The organism is Streptomyces nojiriensis, from assembly GCF_017639205.1.
Lineage (GTDB): Bacteria > Actinomycetota > Actinomycetes > Streptomycetales > Streptomycetaceae > Streptomyces > Streptomyces nojiriensis.
This window is the reverse complement of sequence record NZ_CP071139.1, coordinates 2,885,314-2,903,584: the sequence shown is the minus strand read 5'-3', so window position 1 is coordinate 2,903,584 and position 18,271 is coordinate 2,885,314. Positions and strand designations below refer to the sequence as shown.

General features: G+C 72.6%; 22 protein-coding genes. 19 read left to right on the top strand and 3 right to left on the bottom strand.

All coding sequences use genetic code 11. The features are described from left to right. Window positions 1-40: 40 nt before the first annotated feature. Genes hisD through hisF form a run of 8 tightly spaced genes read left to right on the top strand, consistent with a single transcriptional unit; the run spans window position 41 to window position 5,757 of the window. On the top strand, window positions 41-1,363 hold the full coding sequence (gene hisD / locus JYK04_RS13570; RefSeq protein ID WP_189736162.1) for a histidinol dehydrogenase: 1,323 nt from the start codon (window positions 41-43) through the stop codon (window positions 1,361-1,363). Then, window positions 1,360-2,469 (top strand): histidinol-phosphate transaminase, encoded by a 1,110-nt coding sequence (locus tag JYK04_RS13565; RefSeq protein ID WP_229875151.1) that lies wholly within the window; start codon window positions 1,360-1,362, stop codon window positions 2,467-2,469. The genes hisD and JYK04_RS13565 overlap by 4 nt, the downstream gene beginning before the upstream one ends. Further along, window positions 2,466-3,059: an imidazoleglycerol-phosphate dehydratase HisB gene (hisB, locus tag JYK04_RS13560; RefSeq protein WP_030009963.1), complete on the top strand. Its 594-nt coding sequence runs from the start codon at window positions 2,466-2,468 to the stop codon at window positions 3,057-3,059. Before JYK04_RS13565 ends, hisB begins: the two co-directional genes overlap by 4 nt. 2 nt (window positions 3,060-3,061) lie before the next feature. Continuing rightward, on the top strand, window positions 3,062-3,229 hold the full coding sequence (locus JYK04_RS13555; protein ID WP_030009964.1) for a hypothetical protein: 168 nt from the start codon (window positions 3,062-3,064) through the stop codon (window positions 3,227-3,229). After that, window positions 3,226-3,876, top strand: a complete 651-nt coding sequence (gene hisH / locus JYK04_RS13550) for an imidazole glycerol phosphate synthase subunit HisH (protein ID WP_189736158.1) — start codon at window positions 3,226-3,228, stop codon at window positions 3,874-3,876. Before JYK04_RS13555 ends, hisH begins: the two co-directional genes overlap by 4 nt. Beyond that, the gene (priA, locus tag JYK04_RS13545) at window positions 3,876-4,607 is read left to right on the top strand and encodes a bifunctional 1-(5-phosphoribosyl)-5-((5-phosphoribosylamino)methylideneamino)imidazole-4-carboxamide isomerase/phosphoribosylanthranilate isomerase PriA (protein ID WP_189736156.1); all 732 of its coding nucleotides are present in this window, start codon (window positions 3,876-3,878) and stop codon (window positions 4,605-4,607) included. The genes hisH and priA overlap by 1 nt, the downstream gene beginning before the upstream one ends. Beyond that, window positions 4,604-5,005 carry a RidA family protein gene (locus JYK04_RS13540; RefSeq protein WP_189736154.1) on the top strand — a complete coding sequence of 134 codons (402 nt, stop codon included), beginning with the start codon at window positions 4,604-4,606 and terminating at the stop codon, window positions 5,003-5,005. Before priA ends, JYK04_RS13540 begins: the two co-directional genes overlap by 4 nt. Next, on the top strand, window positions 5,002-5,757 hold the full coding sequence (gene hisF, locus JYK04_RS13535) for an imidazole glycerol phosphate synthase subunit HisF (RefSeq protein WP_189736152.1): 756 nt from the start codon (window positions 5,002-5,004) through the stop codon (window positions 5,755-5,757). Before JYK04_RS13540 ends, hisF begins: the two co-directional genes overlap by 4 nt. A 385-nt stretch (window positions 5,758-6,142) precedes the next feature. Here the strand turns inward: hisF and JYK04_RS13530 are convergent, their stop codons facing one another. Then, window positions 6,143-6,775, bottom strand: coding sequence for a TIGR03085 family metal-binding protein (locus JYK04_RS13530; protein WP_189736150.1), 633 nt, complete (start codon window positions 6,773-6,775; stop codon window positions 6,143-6,145). A 91-nt stretch (window positions 6,776-6,866) separates the two neighbouring features. Here JYK04_RS13530 and hisI point away from each other — a divergent pair, with 91 nt between their 5' ends. From hisI to lgt, 11 genes are all read left to right on the top strand, one after another. Next, the gene (gene hisI / locus JYK04_RS13525) at window positions 6,867-7,235 is read left to right on the top strand and encodes a phosphoribosyl-AMP cyclohydrolase (protein WP_030012381.1); all 369 of its coding nucleotides are present in this window, start codon (window positions 6,867-6,869) and stop codon (window positions 7,233-7,235) included. A 16-nt stretch (window positions 7,236-7,251) separates the two neighbouring features. Further along, window positions 7,252-8,742: an anthranilate synthase component I gene (locus JYK04_RS13520; RefSeq protein ID WP_189736148.1), complete on the top strand. Its 1,491-nt coding sequence runs from the start codon at window positions 7,252-7,254 to the stop codon at window positions 8,740-8,742. A 14-nt stretch (window positions 8,743-8,756) separates the two neighbouring features. Next, window positions 8,757-9,437, top strand: coding sequence for a TIGR02234 family membrane protein (locus tag JYK04_RS13515; protein ID WP_189736146.1), 681 nt, complete (start codon window positions 8,757-8,759; stop codon window positions 9,435-9,437). 150 nt (window positions 9,438-9,587) lie between these two features. Continuing rightward, window positions 9,588-9,839 (top strand): HGxxPAAW family protein, encoded by a 252-nt coding sequence (locus JYK04_RS13510; protein WP_189736144.1) that lies wholly within the window; start codon window positions 9,588-9,590, stop codon window positions 9,837-9,839. Window positions 9,840-9,893: 54 nt separating this feature from the next. Next, window positions 9,894-10,400, top strand: a complete 507-nt coding sequence (locus tag JYK04_RS13505; protein ID WP_189736142.1) for a DUF2752 domain-containing protein — start codon at window positions 9,894-9,896, stop codon at window positions 10,398-10,400. A 172-nt stretch (window positions 10,401-10,572) separates the two neighbouring features. Further along, on the top strand, window positions 10,573-11,382 hold the full coding sequence (trpC, locus tag JYK04_RS13500; protein WP_030012837.1) for an indole-3-glycerol phosphate synthase TrpC: 810 nt from the start codon (window positions 10,573-10,575) through the stop codon (window positions 11,380-11,382). A 9-nt stretch (window positions 11,383-11,391) separates the two neighbouring features. Continuing rightward, window positions 11,392-11,601: a tryptophan biosynthesis modulator TrpM gene (trpM, locus tag JYK04_RS13495; RefSeq protein WP_189736140.1), complete on the top strand. Its 210-nt coding sequence runs from the start codon at window positions 11,392-11,394 to the stop codon at window positions 11,599-11,601. Between the two features lie 205 nt (window positions 11,602-11,806). Next, complete coding sequence (gene trpB / locus JYK04_RS13490; RefSeq protein WP_189736138.1) at window positions 11,807-13,048, top strand: tryptophan synthase subunit beta; 1,242 nt, start codon at window positions 11,807-11,809, stop codon at window positions 13,046-13,048. Next, on the top strand, window positions 13,045-13,860 hold the full coding sequence (trpA, locus tag JYK04_RS13485) for a tryptophan synthase subunit alpha (RefSeq protein ID WP_189736136.1): 816 nt from the start codon (window positions 13,045-13,047) through the stop codon (window positions 13,858-13,860). Before trpB ends, trpA begins: the two co-directional genes overlap by 4 nt. A 108-nt stretch (window positions 13,861-13,968) precedes the next feature. Continuing rightward, entirely contained in the window at window positions 13,969-14,925 is a 957-nt protein-coding gene (locus JYK04_RS13480; RefSeq protein WP_189736134.1) for a DsbA family protein, read from the top strand. Between the two features lie 88 nt (window positions 14,926-15,013). Beyond that, complete coding sequence (gene lgt / locus JYK04_RS13475; RefSeq protein ID WP_189736603.1) at window positions 15,014-15,964, top strand: prolipoprotein diacylglyceryl transferase; 951 nt, start codon at window positions 15,014-15,016, stop codon at window positions 15,962-15,964. 289 nt (window positions 15,965-16,253) lie between these two features. On the opposite strand, the gene JYK04_RS13470 is transcribed toward lgt, so the two are convergent. Then, on the bottom strand, window positions 16,254-17,069 hold the full coding sequence (locus tag JYK04_RS13470) for an HpcH/HpaI aldolase/citrate lyase family protein (RefSeq protein ID WP_189736132.1): 816 nt from the start codon (window positions 17,067-17,069) through the stop codon (window positions 16,254-16,256). After that, window positions 17,066-18,241, bottom strand: coding sequence for a CaiB/BaiF CoA transferase family protein (locus JYK04_RS13465; protein WP_189736602.1), 1,176 nt, complete (start codon window positions 18,239-18,241; stop codon window positions 17,066-17,068). Before JYK04_RS13465 ends, JYK04_RS13470 begins: the two co-directional genes overlap by 4 nt. Between the last annotated feature and the right edge of the window lie 30 nt (window positions 18,242-18,271).

The following is an 18,271-nucleotide window of genomic DNA, read 5'->3' as shown; positions in this document are numbered from 1 at the left end:
GGGCGGACGGTGGCGCGAAGCGGTCTGAGAGAATTGTGAGGTGATCTCTCGTATCGACCTGCGCGGTGACGCCCTCCCCGAGGGTGGCGCCCTGCGCGATCTGCTGCCCCGTGCCGAGTTCGACGTAGAAGCTGCCCTGGAGAAGGTGCGGCCCATCTGCGAGGACGTCCATCATCGTGGCACGGCGGCGCTGATCGAGTACGCGCAGAAGTTCGACGGGGTCGAGCTCTCGCAGGTCCGGGTACCCGCGGAGGCCGTCAAGGCCGCCCTGGAACAGCTGGACCCGGCCGTCCGCGCCGCCCTGGAGGAGTCGATCCGGCGCGCCCGGATCGTGCACCGCAACCAGCGCCGCACCGAGCACACCACCCAGGTGGTGCCCGGCGGCACCGTGACCGAGAAGTGGGTTCCGGTGGAGCGCGTGGGGCTGTACGCCCCGGGCGGCCGCTCCGTGTACCCGTCCTCCGTCGTCATGAACGTCGTACCGGCCCAGGAGGCGGGCGTCGAGTCGATCGCGCTCGCGTCCCCGCCGCAGAAGGAGTTCGGCGGCCTGCCGCACCCGACGATCCTCGCCGCGTGCGCGCTGCTCGGCGTGGACGAGGTGTACGCGGTGGGCGGTGCGCAGGCCGTGGCGATGTTCGCCCACGGGACCGAGGACTGCCTTCCCGCCAACATGGTGACCGGCCCCGGCAACATCTGGGTCGCCGCCGCCAAGCGCTACTTCACCGGGAAGATCGGCATCGACACCGAGGCCGGCCCGACCGAGATCGCCGTCCTCGCCGACTCCACGGCCGACCCGGTGCACGTCGCAGCCGACCTGATCAGCCAGGCCGAGCACGACCCGATGGCCGCCGCCGTGCTCGTCACGGACTCCGCCGAGCTCGCGGACGCCGTCGAGCGGGAGCTGGAGCCGCAGGTCGCCGCGACCAAGCACGTCGAGGACCGGATCAAGCCCGCCCTCGCCGGCAAGCAGTCAGCGATCGTGCTGGTCGACAGCCTGGAGGACGGCCTCAAGATCGTCGACGCGTACGGCGCCGAGCACCTGGAGATCCAGACCGCCGACGCCGCCGCCTGGGCCGCACGCGTCCGCAACGCCGGCGCGATCTTCGTCGGCCCGTGGGCCCCGGTCTCGCTCGGCGACTACTGCGCCGGCTCGAACCACGTGCTGCCCACCGGCGGCTGCGCCTGCCACTCCTCCGGCCTGTCCGTGCAGTCCTTCCTGCGCGGCATCCACATCGTCGACTACACGCGGGACGCCCTCGCCGAGGTCACCCACCACGTGGTGACGCTGGCCGAGGCCGAGGACCTGCCCGCGCACGGCGCCGCCCTGAAGGCGCGCTTCGGATGGAAGGTGCCCACCCAGTGAGCTTCGGCATCGACGACCTGCCCATCCGGGACGAGCTGCGCGGCAAGACCCCGTACGGCGCCCCGCAGCTCGACGTGCCCGTCCAGCTGAACACCAACGAGAACCCGTACGAGCTGCCCGAGGAGCTCGTACGGCGGATCGCCGAGCGCGTCTCCGAGGCCGCCCGCACCCTCAACCGCTACCCCGACCGGGACGCGGTCGAACTGCGCACCGAGCTGGCCGCCTACCTCACCCGTACCGGCAGGCACCCGGTCGCGCGGGAGAACGTCTGGGCCGCCAACGGCTCCAACGAGGTCATCCAGCAGCTGCTGCAGACCTTCGGCGGACCCGGCCGCACCGCGCTCGGTTTCGAGCCCTCCTACTCGATGCACGCGCTGATCTCCCGCGGCACCGGCACCGGCTGGATCTCCGGGCCGCGCCGCGAGGACTTCACCATCGACGTGGAGGCGGCCGAGCAGGCGATCACCGAGAACGCCCCCGACGTCGTCTTCATCACCTCGCCCAACAACCCCACGGGCACCGCGGTCGAGGCCGAGACGGTCCTCGCCCTCTACGAGGCCGCCCAGGCGGCCAAGCCCTCCCTGGTCATCGTGGACGAGGCGTACGTGGAGTTCAGCCACCGGGACTCGCTGCTGCCCCTCATCGAGGGCCGCCCGAACATGGTGGTCTCCCGGACCATGTCCAAGGCCTTCGGCGCGGCCGGTCTGCGCCTGGGCTACCTGGCGGCGCACCCCGCCGTCGTCGACGCCGTCCAGCTGGTGCGCCTGCCGTACCACCTGTCGGCCGTCACCCAGGCCACCGCACTGGCCGCCCTGGAACACACCGACACCCTGCTCGGCTACGTCGAGCAGCTCAAGGCCGAGCGCGACCGCCTGGTCGCCGAACTGCGGGCCATCGGCTTCGAGGTCACCGATTCCGACGCGAACTTCATCCAGTTCGGGAAGTTCGAGGACTCGCACACCGCCTGGCAGAAGATCCTCGACCAGGGCGTCCTGGTCCGGGACAACGGCGTACCGGGATGGCTGCGGGTCACCGCGGGCACCCCGGCGGAGAACGACGCGTTCCTGGAAGCGGTTCGCGCACTGAAGAAGGAGCAGCACGCATGAGCCGCATCGGACGGGTCGAACGGACCACCAAGGAGACCTCGGTCGTCGTCGAGATAAACCTCGACGGCACCGGCCAGGTCGACGTCTCGACGGGCGTGGGCTTCTACGACCACATGCTCGACCAGCTCGGCCGCCACGGCCTCTTCGACCTCACCGTCAAGACCGAGGGCGACCTGCACATCGACAGCCACCACACCATCGAGGACAGCGCCCTCGCGCTGGGCGCCGCCTTCAAGCAGGCCCTCGGTGACAAGGTCGGCATCTACCGCTTCGGCAACTGCACCGTGCCGCTCGACGAGTCCCTCGCCCAGGTGACCGTCGACCTGTCCGGCCGCCCCTACCTCGTGCACACCGAGCCCGAGAACATGGCGCCGATGATCGGCACGTACGACACGACGATGACCCGGCACATCTTCGAGTCCTTCGTCGCGCAGGCCCAGATCGCCCTGCACATCCACGTCCCGTACGGCCGCAACGCCCACCACATCGTGGAGTGCCAGTTCAAGGCCCTCGCCCGGGCCCTGCGCTACGCCGCCGAGTTCGACCCGCGCGCGGCCGGCATCCTGCCCTCCACGAAGGGCGCCCTCTAGCCGTGAACGGCCTGAACACCATCCTGATCGTCCTCGGCCTGTTCCTGGCCGGGGGCGTCTACTCCTTCCAGAAGCAGAAGATGCCCAAGTCGGTCATCATTCTGCTCGCTCTGGCCTCCGCGATGTGTCTGGCCGCCGGAGTCCTGCGAATCCAGGGAATTTGGGAATGAGCGCAGTCCGCCCCACCAAGAACGTCGTCGTCTTCGACTACGGCTTCGGAAACGTCCGCTCCGCCGAGCGGGCCCTCGCCCGCGTCGGCGCGAACGTCGAGATCACCCGCGACTACGACAAGGCCATGGACGCCGACGGACTCCTCGTCCCCGGCGTCGGCGCCTTCTCCGCCTGCATGCAGGGCCTCAAGGACGCCCGCGGTGACTGGATCATCGGCCGCCGGCTCTCCGGCGGACGCCCGGTCATGGGCATCTGCGTCGGCATGCAGATCCTCTTCGAGCGCGGCATCGAGCACGGCGTGGAGACCGAGGGCCTGGACGAGTGGCCCGGCACGGTCGGCCCGCTCAAGGCCCCCGTCGTCCCGCACATGGGCTGGAACACCGTCGAGGCCCCGGCCGACAGCCAGGCCTTCAAGGGCCTGGACGCCGACGCCCGCTTCTACTTCGTGCACTCCTACGCGGCGCACGACTGGAGCCTCGAAGTCACCAACCCGGCGATCCGCGCCCCCAAGGTCACCTGGGCCACCCACGGCGAGCGTTTCGTGGCGGCGGTGGAGAACCGGGCCCTGTGGGCCACGCAGTTCCACCCCGAGAAGTCCGGCGACGCCGGCGCCCAGCTCCTCACCAACTGGATCGAGACCCTGTGATGACCGCACCCACGCTCGAACTCCTGCCCGCGGTCGACGTCCGCGACGGACAGGCCGTCCGCCTCGTGCACGGGGTGTCCGGCAGCGAGACCTCCTACGGCTCCCCGCTGGACGCCGCCCTCGCCTGGCAGCGCTCCGGCGCCGAATGGCTGCACCTGGTCGACCTGGACGCAGCCTTCGGCACCGGCGACAACCGCGCCCTCGTCGCCGAGATCACCCGCGCCATGGACATCAAGGTCGAGCTCTCCGGCGGCATCCGCGACGACGCCACGCTCGCCGCGGCCCTCGCCACCGGCTGCACCCGCGTCAACCTGGGCACCGCCGCCCTGGAGACCCCCGAGTGGGCCGCCAAGGCCATCGCCGAGCACGGCGACAGGATCGCGATCGGCCTCGACGTACGCGGCACCACCCTCAAGGGCCGCGGCTGGACCAGCGAGGGCGGCGACCTCTACGAGACCCTCGCCCGCCTGGACTCCGAGGGCTGCGCCCGGTACGTCGTCACGGACATCGGCAAGGACGGCACGCTGACCGGCCCCAACCTGGAGCTGCTGAAGAACGTCTGCGCCGCCACCGACCGGCCCGTCGTCGCCTCCGGCGGCATCTCCTCGCTCGACGACCTGCGGGCGCTGTCCGAGCTGGTCCCGCTCGGCGTCGAAGGCGCGATCGTCGGCAAGGCCCTGTACGCCAAGGCCTTCACCCTGGAAGAAGCCCTGAAGGTGGTCTCCGCATGAGCAACCCCTCCGACTCCACGGCCGGCGTACGCCGCATCTCCTCCGGCGGTGCCTACGAGGACGTCATCGGCTACTCGCGCGCCGTGGCCCTCCCCAACGGCCTGGTCCTGGTCTCCGGCTGCACCGCGGCCGACGCGGGCGGCCCGTACGACCAGACCGTCGCCGCCTTCGACGTCGCCTTCAAGGCCCTCGCCCAGGCCGGCCTCGGCCCCGAGGACGTCGTGCGCACCCGCATGTACCTGACGCACGCCCGGGACGTCGAAGAGGTGGGCCGCGCCCACAAGGAACTCTTCGACGCGGTCCGCCCCGCCGCGACCATGCTCATCGTCTCCGGCTTCGTCGACCCCAGCATGGTCGTCGAGGTGGAGGTCGAGGCGTTCAAGGCGGTGGCGGAATGACCCTCGCCGTACGCGTGATCCCCTGCCTGGACGTGGACAACGGCCGGGTCGTCAAGGGCGTCAACTTCCAGAACCTGCGCGACGCGGGTGACCCGGTGGAGATGGCCAAGCTGTACGACGCCGAGGGCGCCGACGAGCTGACCTTCCTCGACATCACCGCGTCCTCCGGGAACCGCGAGACCACGTACGACGTGGTGCGCCGCACCGCCGAGCAGGTCTTCATCCCGCTCACGGTGGGCGGCGGCGTCCGCACGGCCGACGACGTCGACAAGCTGCTGCGGGCCGGAGCGGACAAGGTGGGCGTGAACACCGCCGCCATCGTCCGCCCCGAGCTGATCCAGGAGATCGCGGAGCGCTTCGGCCGGCAGGTCCTCGTCCTGTCCGTGGACGCGCGCCGCACGGCCGCCGGGACCTTCGAGGTCACCACGCACGGCGGCCGCCAGGGCACCGGCATCGACGCGGTCGAGTGGGCGCACCGGGCGGCCGAGCTGGGCGCGGGCGAGATCCTGCTCAACTCGATGGACGCGGACGGTACCAAGGACGGCTACGACGTCGAGATGATCGCGGCGGTGCGCAAGCACGTCACCGTCCCGGTGATCGCCTCGGGCGGCGCGGGCCGTCTCGCCGATTTCGCCCCGGCGATCGAGGCGGGCGCGGATGCCGTGCTCGCGGCGTCGGTGTTCCACTTCGGCGACCTGCGCATCTCCGAAGTCAAAACGGCCCTCCGCGAATCGGGCCACCCCGTTCGCTGACCCTTCGCCTCCGGCGCGGCCTGCCGTTCCGGGGTGCTGCGGGTCCCTTTCCGGGTGCGGCCCGGTGGCCGCGCCTCAATCGCCGGCGGGGCTGGGTTGTGCCGCCCGGCCGGGGTCGGGACCGGGGGGTGGGGGTGCGGTGCCGCCGAGGAGAGCCCCCGGAGGGGCCCCACCCCACCCGAAGCCAAACCCAGCCCCGCCGGCGTTTGAGGCGCGGCCACCGGGCCGCACCCGGAACAGAACCCGCACCGCCCGGCCAGGGCAAGGGCGCGGCCACCGGGCCGCACCCGGAACAGAACCCGCACCGCCCGGCCAGGGCAAGGGCGCGGCCACCGGGCCGCACCCGGAACAGAACCCGCACCGCCCGGCCAGGGCAACGGCAGGGTCAGATACCCAGGGCCGCCACCGTCAGCTTGGCGACGGCCTCCTTCTCGCCGTCCAGCGTCACCGACGCAGACGCCTGACGGCCGAAGCAGAACAGCGTCAGCTCACCCGGCTCGCCGGTCACCGTCACCACCGGCGCACCCTTGTGCGCCACCACCGTCCGTCCGTCGGGACGCCTCAGCACCAGGCCCACCGGCGAGCGGCGGCCGGTCAGGCGCGCCAGTTTCTCCAGCCGAGACCACAGCGCGTCGGAGAAGACCGGGTCCAGCTCCCGCGGGGACCAGTCCGGCTGCGCCCGGCGGACGTCCTCCGCGTGGACGTAGAACTCCACCGCGTTGGCCGCCTCGTCGATCTGCTTCAGCGCGTACACCGACATCCTCGGCGGGCCGGTCCTGATCAACTGGATCAGTTCCTCGTACGGCTTGGCCGTGTACTCCTCCATCGCCTTGTCCAGGCGGGCCTTCAGCACGTTCAGCAGCAGGCCGCCCGCCGCGTCGGGCCGCCGCTCGCGGACCACCACGTGCGCGGCCAGGTCCCGACAGGTCCAGCCGGCGCACAGCGTGGGGGCCTCCGGGCCGGCCGACTCCAACAGGTCCGCCAGGAGCAGGCGTTCACGCTTCGCATGGGTAGACATGCGGGCCAGCCTACGGCGGGAACCCGCCGAGCACCCGCTCATCAGGCGGACGAGGATCATTACCCCCGCCCCGGCCCGGCACAATGTCCACATGAGTACGTCCCCCCGCCCCGGCAACCTCGACCCCGCCATCGCCGCGCGCCTCAAGCGCTCCGCGGACGGGCTGGTCCCGGCCATCGCCCAGCAGTACGACACCGGTGAGGTGCTCATGCTCGGCTGGATGGACGACGAGGCCCTGCACCGCACCCTGACCACGGGCCGCTGCACCTACTGGTCCCGCAGCCGCCAGGAGTACTGGGTGAAGGGGGATACTTCCGGCCACTTCCAGCACGTCAAATCCGTCGCGCTCGACTGCGACGCCGACACCGTGCTCGTCCAGGTCGACCAGGTCGGAGCGGCCTGCCACACCGGGGCCCGCACCTGTTTCGACGAAGATGTCCTCCTCCGCGCAGCCGACTAGGTAGGGTCCCCCAAAAATGGATCTTGAGACGTTCCGCAAGCTCGCGGCCGACCGCCGCGTCATCCCCGTGAGCCGCAAGCTGCTGGCCGACGGGGACACCCCCGTCGGGCTCTACCGCAAGCTGGCAGCCGAACGCCCCGGCACCTTCCTCCTGGAGTCCGCCGAGAACGGCCGCTCCTGGTCCCGGTACTCCTTCATCGGGGTCCGCAGCGACGCCACCCTGACGGCCCGGGACGGCCGGGCGCACTGGATCGGCACCCCGCCCGTCGGCGTACCCACCGACGGCGACCCCCTCGACGCGCTGCGCGCCACCGTCGAGGCCCTGCACACCCCCCGCGACCTCGCGGGCGCCATGCCCCCCTTCACCGGCGGCATGGTCGGCTACCTCGGCTACGACATCGTGCGCCGCCTGGAGCGCATCGGCGAGCACACCGCCGACGACCTGGAGCTGCCCGAGCTGACCATGCTGCTCACCTCCGACCTGGCGGTCCTCGACCACTGGGACGGCACCGTCCAGCTCATCGCCAACGCCATCAACCACAACGACCTCGAATCCGGGGTCGACGAGGCGTACGCGGACGCCGTGTCCCGCCTCGACGCGATGGAGGCCGACCTCGCACGGCCCGCCCCCTACGTGCCGGCCGCGCTGCCCGCCTCCGAGCTGCCCGAGTTCTCCGCCCTGTGGGGCGGCGAGAAGTACCAGGCGGCCGTCGAGGACATCAAGGAGCGCATCCGGGCCGGCGAGGCCTTCCAGGTGGTGCCCTCGCAGCGGTTCGAGACCCCCTGCCAGGCCTCCGCGCTGGACGTCTACCGGGTGCTGCGGGCCACCAACCCGTCCCCGTACATGTACCTCTTCCGCTTCGAGAACGGCTTCGACGTGGTCGGCTCCAGCCCCGAGGCGCTGGTCAAGGTCGAGGACGGGCGGGCCATGGTCCACCCCATCGCGGGCACCCGCCACCGGGGCGCGACCCCGCAGGAGGACAACGACCTCGCCGACGAGCTGATGGCCGACCCCAAGGAGCGGGCCGAGCACCTGATGCTCGTCGACCTGGGCCGCAACGACCTCGGCCGGGTCTGCGAACCGGGATCGGTGGAGGTCGTCGACTTCATGTCGATCGAGCGCTACTCCCACGTCATGCACATCGTCTCCACCGTGACGGGGCGCGTGGCCGAGGGGAAGACCGCCTTCGACGTGCTGACCGCCTGCTTCCCGGCCGGCACCCTCTCCGGCGCGCCCAAGCCGCGCGCCATGCAGATCATCGAGGAGCTGGAGCCCTCCCGCCGCGGCCTCTACGGCGGCTGCGTGGGCTACCTGGACTTCGCCGGGGACTCCGACACGGCCATCGCCATCCGCACCGCGCTGCTGCGCGACGGCACGGCGTACGTGCAGGCCGGAGCCGGTGTCGTCGCGGACTCGGTGCCCGAGCTGGAGGACAACGAGTGCCGCAACAAGGCGGCCGCCGTGCTGCGCGCGGTGGGAGCGGCGAACCGCCTCCACGGCTCCTGAGGGCGTAGGGGATAGTGGGGTACGTGAGTGCCGTACCCCCGCCCCGAAACGACGCCGACGCCGAGTCCGAGCGCGAGGCTCCCGACAGCCGCGGCGGCCGCCGCAGTGTGGCCGTCGCCCTGCTGCTCGGCGCCCTCGGTGCCACCGTCGTCCTGCTCGCCTCCGGCCGGACCTGGGCCCGGGGCACCGCCGCCATCGGCAGCGACTCGCTCCAGCTGGCCGCCGACGGGCGGGCCGTCACCGGCCTCCCCGCGGCGCTGGCCATCGTGGGCCTCGCCGCGCTGGTCGCCGTCTTCGCCGTACGCGGCAGGAGCCGGCTGCTGGTGTCTGGGCTGCTCGCGCTCAGCGGCCTGGGCGCGGCCCTGTCGGCCGTTCTCGGCGCCGACGGCCGCAGCGCCCTGGACGCGCAGGCCGCCCGTACGACCGCCGACAGTGCCGCGCACGTGGCCGGGCTGACCCAGACGACCTGGCCCTACGTCACGGCCGCCGGCGCGCTCCTGATCCTGGCGGCCGGCCTGCTGGCGCTGCGCTTCGGCCGGGGCTGGCCCTCCATGGGAGGCCGCTACGAGCGTGACGGCAGCCCGCGTGCCCGGACTGTCGCGGCGGTTGATCCGGACCGGCCGGAAGATCTGTGGAAGGCTCTGGACCGCGGCGAGGACCCCACCACCGACCCGGGCGCCGACCGGACCGGCTGACCGGGCCCACCGACCGGGCCCACCGACCGGGCCCACCGACCCGACCCCCCTGGACGGCCGGGCCGTCCGGTGCGGGACAATGGTCGCCGAGCGTTCGACACAGACCGCACGTTCGACACAGCAGCGCGACAGAGCAACGAGGAGCAACTCATGGCGGGCACTAGCCACGGACACACCCCGGCCGCCTGGACCGGTGTCATCATCGCCTTCATCGGTTTCTGCGTCTCCGGCGCCTTCATGGTGCTCGCGAACCCGCTCGGCTTCTGGGCCGGCCTCGTCGTCGTCGCGCTCGGCGGTGTCGTCGGCCTGGGGATGCGGGCGGCGGGCCTGGGCATGCCGAAGCCCGCGCACAAGGACCTCGCCGAGGTCATCGCCGCCTCCAAGGTTCCCGCCAAGGTCTGAGCGCGCGAACGAAGCAGCCGAAAGGCGCGGCCCCGCCGGGCTGCGCCTTTTGTCATGAGCGGAGAGAATCAGCAGGTGGACGCCTCCCGTACCCCCGATGCCCCGCCGTCACCGGCGCCCGTGCCCGCGGAGCCGGGGCGGCCCGCCGCGGGGCCGTCCCCCTCCCGGGTCCGGCGGCTCGCCGTCCCGGTGGCCTACCTGGCCGGGGTCACCGCGGCCTTCGCGTACGTGGGCGCCGTGGATCCCAACGAGCCCGGCCACTACCCGGTGTGCCCGCTGTTCCGGCTGACGGGCGTCCTGTGCCCGGGCTGCGGCGGCCTGCGCAGTGCGCACGCCTTCGCGCAGGGCGATCTGGTCACCGCCCTCGGGGCGAACGCGCTCGCGGTCGCGGGCTACTTCGTCTTCGCGGGGTTCATGGCCCTGTGGCTGGTCCGCGCGTTCCGCGGCGGGCCGACCCCGAGGATCGTCCTGCGTCCGAGGTACTCGTGGGCCCTCGGTGCGCTGGCGCTGGTTTTCGCCATTGTCCGAAATCTCTCCTTCGGCTCCGCACTGGCGCCCTGAGCCCCCTGGGCAGGCCCTATGAAGCACGGATTCCGAATGTCCAGTTACTGGGACGACGTCAACCGCGTGCGGAGTGCAACGCCTCCTGCGGATACCATTTGAGTGCCGACCTTGCTGTTGTACTTGTCTGCAAGGCGGCCGACCGTCATCGACCCGGAAGGGGGCCGCTCGCGTGAGTGTGCTCGACGAGATCATCGAAGGGGTCCGCGAAGACCTTGCCGAACGGCAGGCCCGCGTGAGCCTCGACGAGCTCAAGGAGCGTGCCGCCAAGGCGCCCCAGGCCAAGGACGGCGTCGCTGCCCTGCGCGGCGACAGCGTCAAGGTGATCTGCGAGGTCAAGCGCTCCAGCCCCTCCAAGGGCGCGCTGGCCGCCATCGCCGATCCGGCCGGGCTCGCCGCTGACTACGAGGCTGGCGGTGCGGCGGTCATCTCCGTCCTCACCGAGCAGCGCCGGTTCGGCGGCTCACTGGCCGACCTGGAGGCCGTTCGCGCCCGCGTGGACATCCCGATCCTGCGCAAGGACTTCATCGTCACGGCGTACCAGCTCTGGGAGGCCCGCGCCTACGGCGCCGACCTCGTCCTGCTGATCGTCGCGGCCTTGGAGCAGGAGGCCCTCGTCTCCCTCATCGAGCGGGCCGAGTCCATCGGCCTCACCCCGCTCGTCGAGGTCCACGACGAGGAGGAAGTGGAGCGCGCGGTCGCCGCCGGTGCCAAGATCATCGGCGTCAACGCCCGCAACCTCAAGGACCTCAAGGTCGACCGCTCCACCTTCGAGCGCGTCGTCGGCGAGATCCCGGACCACATCGTCAAGATCGCCGAGTCCGGCATCCGTGGCCCGCACGACCTGATCGCCTACGCCAACGAGGGCGCCGACGCCGTCCTCGTCGGGGAGTCCCTGGTGACCGGCCGCGACCCGAAGGCGGCCGTGGCCGACCTCGTCGCCGCCGGAGCCCACCCCGCCCTGCGCCACGGGCGGAGCTGACCCGTACCCATGACCCACGACCGCTCCTTCGTCCGCACCCGCCCGGGCTCCCGCCCGGTCGGCGTGCCGACGGCCCACGCGCCCCTGGCGCGCGGCTGCCGCCCCCGCGGCTGCCGCGCCCCGGCCCGGCGTGTGCACGGGCGGCGGGTCCGGTACGTGATCGGCTCCGAACCCGGTCAGGTCAACGGCATGCGATGGCGCCGCGGAGGCGCGCTGTAACGAGGGCCGCCGCGGCCCGGTACGCGAGACGTACCGCGCCGCGCGCAGCTCCCGTACGGCCTGCCGTCCCGGGCCGCCGGCTCCGGACGCGGGCCGCCCCGCCCCGTACGCACGACATCCCCCAGCGGGGTGTGCGCGGCACGGGCGGGCGGCGCAATACGGTGAATCCACCCCGCCGCATCTCGCACCCGTAGGAGCACTGGACATGTCCAGCGAGTTCTTCATCCCGGACCCGGAGGGTCACGTTCCCAACGCCGAAGGCTATTTCGGCGACTTCGGCGGCAAGTTCATCCCGGAGGCGCTCGTCGCCGCCGTGGACGAGGTCGCCGTCGAGTACGAGAAGGCCAAGGGCGACCCGGCCTTCGCGGCCGAGCTCAACGACCTCATGGTCAACTACACCGGCCGCCCGAGCGCCCTCACCGAGGTGCCCCGCTTCGCCGAGCACGCCGGCGGCGCCCGGGTCTTCCTCAAGCGCGAGGACCTGAACCACACCGGCTCGCACAAGATCAACAACGTGCTGGGCCAGGCGCTCCTCACCAAGCGCATGGGCAAGACCCGCGTCATCGCCGAGACCGGCGCCGGGCAGCACGGCGTGGCCACCGCCACCGCCTGCGCGCTCTTCGGCCTCGAGTGCACCATCTACATGGGCGAGATCGACACCCAGCGCCAGGCCCTCAACGTGGCCCGCATGCGCATGCTGGGCGCCGAGGTCATCGCCGTGAAGTCCGGCTCCCGGACGCTCAAGGACGCGATCAACGAGGCGTTCCGCGACTGGGTCGCCAATGTGGACCGGACCCACTACCTCTTCGGTACGGTCGCCGGCCCCCACCCCTTCCCGGCCATGGTCCGCGACTTCCACCGGGTCATCGGCGTCGAGGCCCGCCGCCAGATCCTGGAGCGCGCCGGCCGGCTGCCGGACGCCGTCGCGGCCTGCGTCGGCGGCGGCTCCAACGCCATCGGCCTCTTCCACGCCTTCATCCCGGACGCCGACGTCCGCCTGGTCGGCTTCGAGCCCGCCGGGCACGGCGTGGAGACCGGCGAGCACGCGGCCACGCTGACCGCCGGCGAGCCCGGGATCCTGCACGGCTCCCGCTCCTACGTCCTCCAGGACGAGGAGGGCCAGATCACCGAGCCGTACTCCATCTCGGCCGGCCTGGACTACCCGGGCATCGGCCCGGAGCACTCCTACCTCAAGGACTCCGGCCGCGGCGAGTACCGCGCGGTCACCGACGACGCGGCGATGCAGGCCCTGCGCCTGCTCTCGCGCACCGAGGGGATCATCCCGGCGATCGAGTCGGCGCACGCCCTCGCGGGCGCCCTCGACCTGGGCAAGGAGTTGGGCAAGGACGGCCTGCTGGTCGTCAACCTGTCCGGTCGCGGCGACAAGGACATGGACACGGCGGCCCGCTACTTCGGGCTGTACGACGGCGAGGGGGAGAACAAGTGAGCACCGGAAACCTCCAGCTGCTGAGCGACACCCTCGCCAAGGCGAAGTCCGAGGACCGCGCGGCCCTCGTCGCCTACCTGCCGGCGGGCTTCCCGACCGTCGACGGCGCCATCGAGGCGGTCAAGGCCGTCATCGAGGGCGGCGCGGACGTGGTCGAGATCGGCCTCCCGCACAGCGACCCCGTGCTGGACGGCGCGATCATCCAGACCGCCGACGACATCGCCCTGCGCGGCGGAGTCAAGATCGCCGACGTGATCCGCACGGTCCGCGAGGCGCACGAGGCGACCGGGGCCCCGGTCCTGGTGATGACCTACTGGAACCCCATCGACCGCTACGGCGTCGAGCGGTTCACGGCCGAGCTGGCGGCGGCGGGCGGCGCCGGCTGCATCCTGCCCGACCTGCCGGTGCAGGAGTCCGCGCTGTGGCGCGAGCACGCGGAGAAGCACGGTCTGGCGACCGTCTTCGTCGTGGCTCCCAGCAGCAAGGACGCGCGCCTGGCCACCATCACGGCGGCCGGCTCCGGCTTCGTCTACGCCGCCTCCCTCATGGGGGTCACCGGCACCCGCGAGTCCGTCGGCAACCAGGCCCAGGACCTGGTCCGGCGCACCCGCGCCACCACCGAGCTCCCGGTCTGCGTGGGGCTCGGCGTCTCCAACGCCGTACAGGCCAAGGAGGTCGCCGGCTTCGCCGACGGCGTCATCGTCGGCTCGGCCTTCGTCAAGCTGCTCCTGGACGCGCCGGACCTGCCGGCCGGGCTGGACGCCGTACGGGCGCTCGCCGGCGAGCTCGCGGAAGGCGTACGCCGGAGCTGACGCGCGTTCGACGACGGCCACGGATGTCTGATCGGGTTCCGTAGCCCGATCGGGTGGAAGTGCGGGCAGGGAGGCACGCGAGTGCCTCCCTGCTTCGTTTGGCGGAACGTGAGCGAGAAGAACGACGGTGCGAACCGCGATGCGACGAAACGATCGGCCCGGGAACGACTCCTCGTGGAGCGCGAGCGGCAGAAGACCCGGGACAAGCGCCGGCGGACCCTCGTCGTGGCGGCGGCGGTGGTCGGCGTCCTCGGCCTGGCGACCGTCGTCGGCGTGATCGCGGCCAACACCGGCAAGGACGGCTCCGCCAAGGCGGGCCCGGTGGTCGCCCCCTCCGGAGCCACCGGGAAGGACGCCCTCGCCATCCAGGCGGGCAAGCCCGAGGCGAAGTCCTCCCTCACCGTGTGGGAGGACTTCCGCTGCCCCTCCTGCAAGTTCTTCGAGGACAACTACCGCGACGTCATCCACGACCTGGAGGCCAAGGGGCTGCTCAAGGTCGACTACCACCTGGTCACGCTCATCGACCGGAGGATGGGCGGCAGCGGCTCGCTGCAGGCGGCCAACGCGGCCGCCTGCGCGCAGGACGCCGCCAAGTTCACCGCCTACCACGACCTGCTCTTCCAGAACCAGCCGCAGGAGACCGACGACGCCTTCGGCAAGAACGCCAAGCTGCTGGAGCTGGCGGGCAAGGTCGACGGGCTGGACACCCCCGAGTTCCGCGCGTGCGTCGAGGACGGCACGCACAACACCTGGGTGGCCAAGTCGGACGCCGCCTTCACCGCCGGACAGTTCCGGGGCACCCCGACCGTGCTGCTCAACGGCAAGGACATCCTTTCCGACCAGGCCAACCAGGTGACCCCGCAGAAGCTCAAGGAGCAGGTGGAAGCCGCGGCCAAGGGCTCGGGAGGCGCGGACGCCGGGGCGGGGGCCGGGAAGGCCTCACCGTCGGCCGGTGCGACCACCGGTTCCGGAGCGAAGGCCGGGGCGAAGGCCTCGCCGTCGGCCTCGCGGACGGGATCGGGCGCGTCGTCCGGCCGGTCCTCCACCGGGTCCCCGCAGGACTGACCGAGGCCCGTTCCAGGTCTGGATTTGGTTTCGTCTTGCCGGGCGGGTTGCGGTGCGCACCGCCCGGCAAGGTAGCGTCATGTCTGCCATGGACCTTGCTTACATCCCCAGTCCGTCGACCGGCGTGATCCATCTCGGACCGATCCCGCTCCGCGGCTACGCGTTCTGCATCATCATCGGCGTCTTCGTCGCCGTCTGGCTCGGCAACAGGCGATGGATCGCGCGCGGCGGAAAGCCGGGCACGGTCGCGGACATCGCCGTGTGGGCCGTGCCCTTCGGCCTGGTCGGTGGTCGCCTCTACCACGTGATCACCGACTACCAGCTCTACTTCGGCGAGGGCCGCAACTGGGTCGACGCCTTCAAGATCTGGGAAGGCGGACTCGGCATCTGGGGCGCCATCGCGCTCGGCGCGGTGGGTGCCTGGATCGGCTGTCGCCTGCGCGGCATCCCGCTGCCGGCCTGGGCGGACGCCCTGGCCCCCGGTATCGCGCTGGCGCAGGCCTGCGGACGCTGGGGCAACTGGTTCAACCAGGAGCTGTACGGGCGGGCCACCGACCTGCCGTGGGCCGTGGAGATCAGCGCGGGCCCGAACCGGGACGCCGGAACCTACCACCCGACCTTCCTGTACGAGTCGCTGTGGTGCATCGGCGTCGCGCTGCTGGTCCTGTGGGCCGACCGCCGCTTCACGCTCGGCCACGGACGGGCCTTCGCCCTGTACGTCGCCGCGTACTGCGTCGGCCGCGGCTGGATCGAGTACATGCGCGTCGACGAGGCGCACCACATCCTGGGCGTCCGGCTGAACGTCTGGACCTCGATCGTCGTCTTCGTGCTCGCCGTCGTCTACCTGGTGCTGTCGGCGAAGCTGCGGCCGGGCCGCGAGACGGTCGTCGAACCGGACACCTCCGACGGCAAGGACGGTGACGACGCGGCTCCGGCCGACGCGGCGAAGCCCGAGCCCGCCAAGGCCGGGGCACCCGTTCTCACCAAGGACGCTCCCGCCGGAGCCGAGGCCAAGGCCCCGGAAGCGGGCAAGCACTGACCTGACCGGTCCACGAAGGGGGTGCCGCGCACAGCGCGGCACCCCCTTCACGTTCCCCGCCGCCACTCCAGCCGGCCAGCGCCGGTGCCGCCCCCCAGGAGGCGGAGCCGCTGAATCCAGCCCCGCCGGCGTCCGGGGCGTCCCCTCGGAGGCGGAGCCACACCGAAACCAGCCCCGCCGGCGTTTGAGGCGTGGGGTCCGGGGCGGAGCCCCGGGAGGCGGCGCCGCGCGCGGTCTCGGCGGATGCCGCGCGGGGTGCGGGCGCAGCCCGGGGACATGGCGGCCGGGGTCAGCGGGCGGCGCCGCGCGCGGCGAGCGCAAGGGTGCGGTGTGCCGCGGCCACCACCGCCGGATCCACGAACCGGCCGTCCGGCAGGGCCAGCGCCCCCGGGGTGGCGCGGGCCGCGCTCAGCACTTCCACGGCGGCGTCGACCTCCCCGGGCTCCGGGAGGTAGGCCCGCTCGATCACCGGGAGCTGGCGCGGATGGATCGCCGCCCGGCCGAGGAAGCCCAGGGAGCGGCCGCGGGCACACGAGACGGCCAGCGACTCCAGGTCCCGGATGTCGGGGAACACCGACTGCGCCGGGGGCGCGAGCCCCGCGGCCCGCGCCGCGACCACCACCCGGGAGCGGCACCAGTCCAGGCCCGTCTCCGCGCTGACGGCGAGGTCGGCCCGCAGGTCCGCCTCGCCGAGGGAGAGCCCGCGCAGGGCGGGGTGCGCGCGGGCGATCTCGTACGCGCGCTCCACGCCCACCGCCGATTCGAGCAGGGCGTGCAGGCTCACCCCGCCGGTGCGGTCGGCGACGGCCGTGATCTGCCCGGCGGCGCTGATCTTGGGCAGCCGCAGCCCCGCGAGGCCGTGCAGCCCGCCGAGCGCGGTCAGGTCGGCGCCGCCCCAGGGGGATTCCAGGGCGTTCACGCGGACGTGGACGGGGAGCGGGGGCCGCTCGGTGAGCAGCTCGGCGGTCGCGGCGCGCGCGTACTCCTTGCGCGAGGCCGGAACCGCGTCCTCCAGGTCGACGATGACGGCGTCCGCCCCACAACCGAGCGCCTTGGCGACCACCTCCGGACGGTCGCCGGGTGCGTACAGCCAGGTCAGGATCACAGGGCTCCCTCGGTCCGCAGTGCGGTGATCTCGGCCTCGGTCAGCCCGAGCTCGGTCAGGACCTCGTCGGTGTCCGCGCCGTGCGGGCGGCCCGCCCAGCGGATCCCGCCGGGGGTCTCGGAGAGCCGGAAGAGGATGTTCTGCATGCGGAGCGGGCCCAGCTCCGGGTCCTCGACCTCGGTGACCGTGTCGAGGGCCGCGAACTGCGGGTCGGCCATCACGTCCCGGATGTCGTAGACCTGGGCGACGGCGGCCTCGGCGTCCTCGAACGCGGCGACCACCTCCTCGGCCTTGTGCCGGGCGATCCAGCCGCCGACCGCCTCGTCCAGCACGTCCACGTGCCGGGCCCGCCCGGCGCCGGTCGCGAACCAGGGCTCGGCGATCAGCTCGGGCCGGCCCACCAGCCGCACCACCCGCTCGGCGATGGACTGCGCGGAGGCGGAGACCGCCAGCCAGCGCCCGTCGGCGGTCCGGTAGGTGTTGCGGGGGGCGTTGTTCGCGGAGCGGTTGCCGGTGCGCGGCTGGACGTAGCCGAGCTGGTCGTACCAGAGCGGGTGCGGGCCGAGCACGGTGAGGATCGGCTCGACGATCGCCAGGTCCACGACCTGGCCGTGCCCGGTGCGGTCCCGCCCGGCGAGGGCGGTCATCACGGCGTACGCGCAGGTCAGCGCGGCGATCGAGTCGGCGAGCCCGAAGGGCGGCAGGGTCGGCGGCCCGTCCGGCTCCCCGGTGATCGCGGCGAAGCCGCTCATCGCCTCGGCGAGCGTGCCGAAACCCGGACGGTGGGCGTACGGGCCGTGCTGGCCGAAGGCCGTGACGCGGGCCAGGACCAGGCGCGGGTTCGCGGCGGCCAGCTCGGGCCAGCCCAGCCCCCACTTCTCCAGGGTGCCGGGGCGGAAGTTCTCGATGACCACGTCGGCGGTGGCGGCGAGGCGCAGCAGGGTGTCCCGGCCGCCCGGGGTGGACAGGTCGAGGGTCATCGTCCGCTTGTTCCGGCCGAGGAGCTTCCACCACAGGCCGATGCCGTCCTTGGCGGGGCCGTGGCCGCGCGAGGGGTCGGGACGGCCGGGGTGCTCGACCTTGACGACCTCGGCGCCGAAGTCGCCGAGCAGGGTGGCGGTCAGCGGCCCGGCGAAGAGGGTGGCCAGGTCGAGCACGCGGAGCCCCGCCAGCGGCCCTTGCCCTGGCCGGGCTTCGGCGGG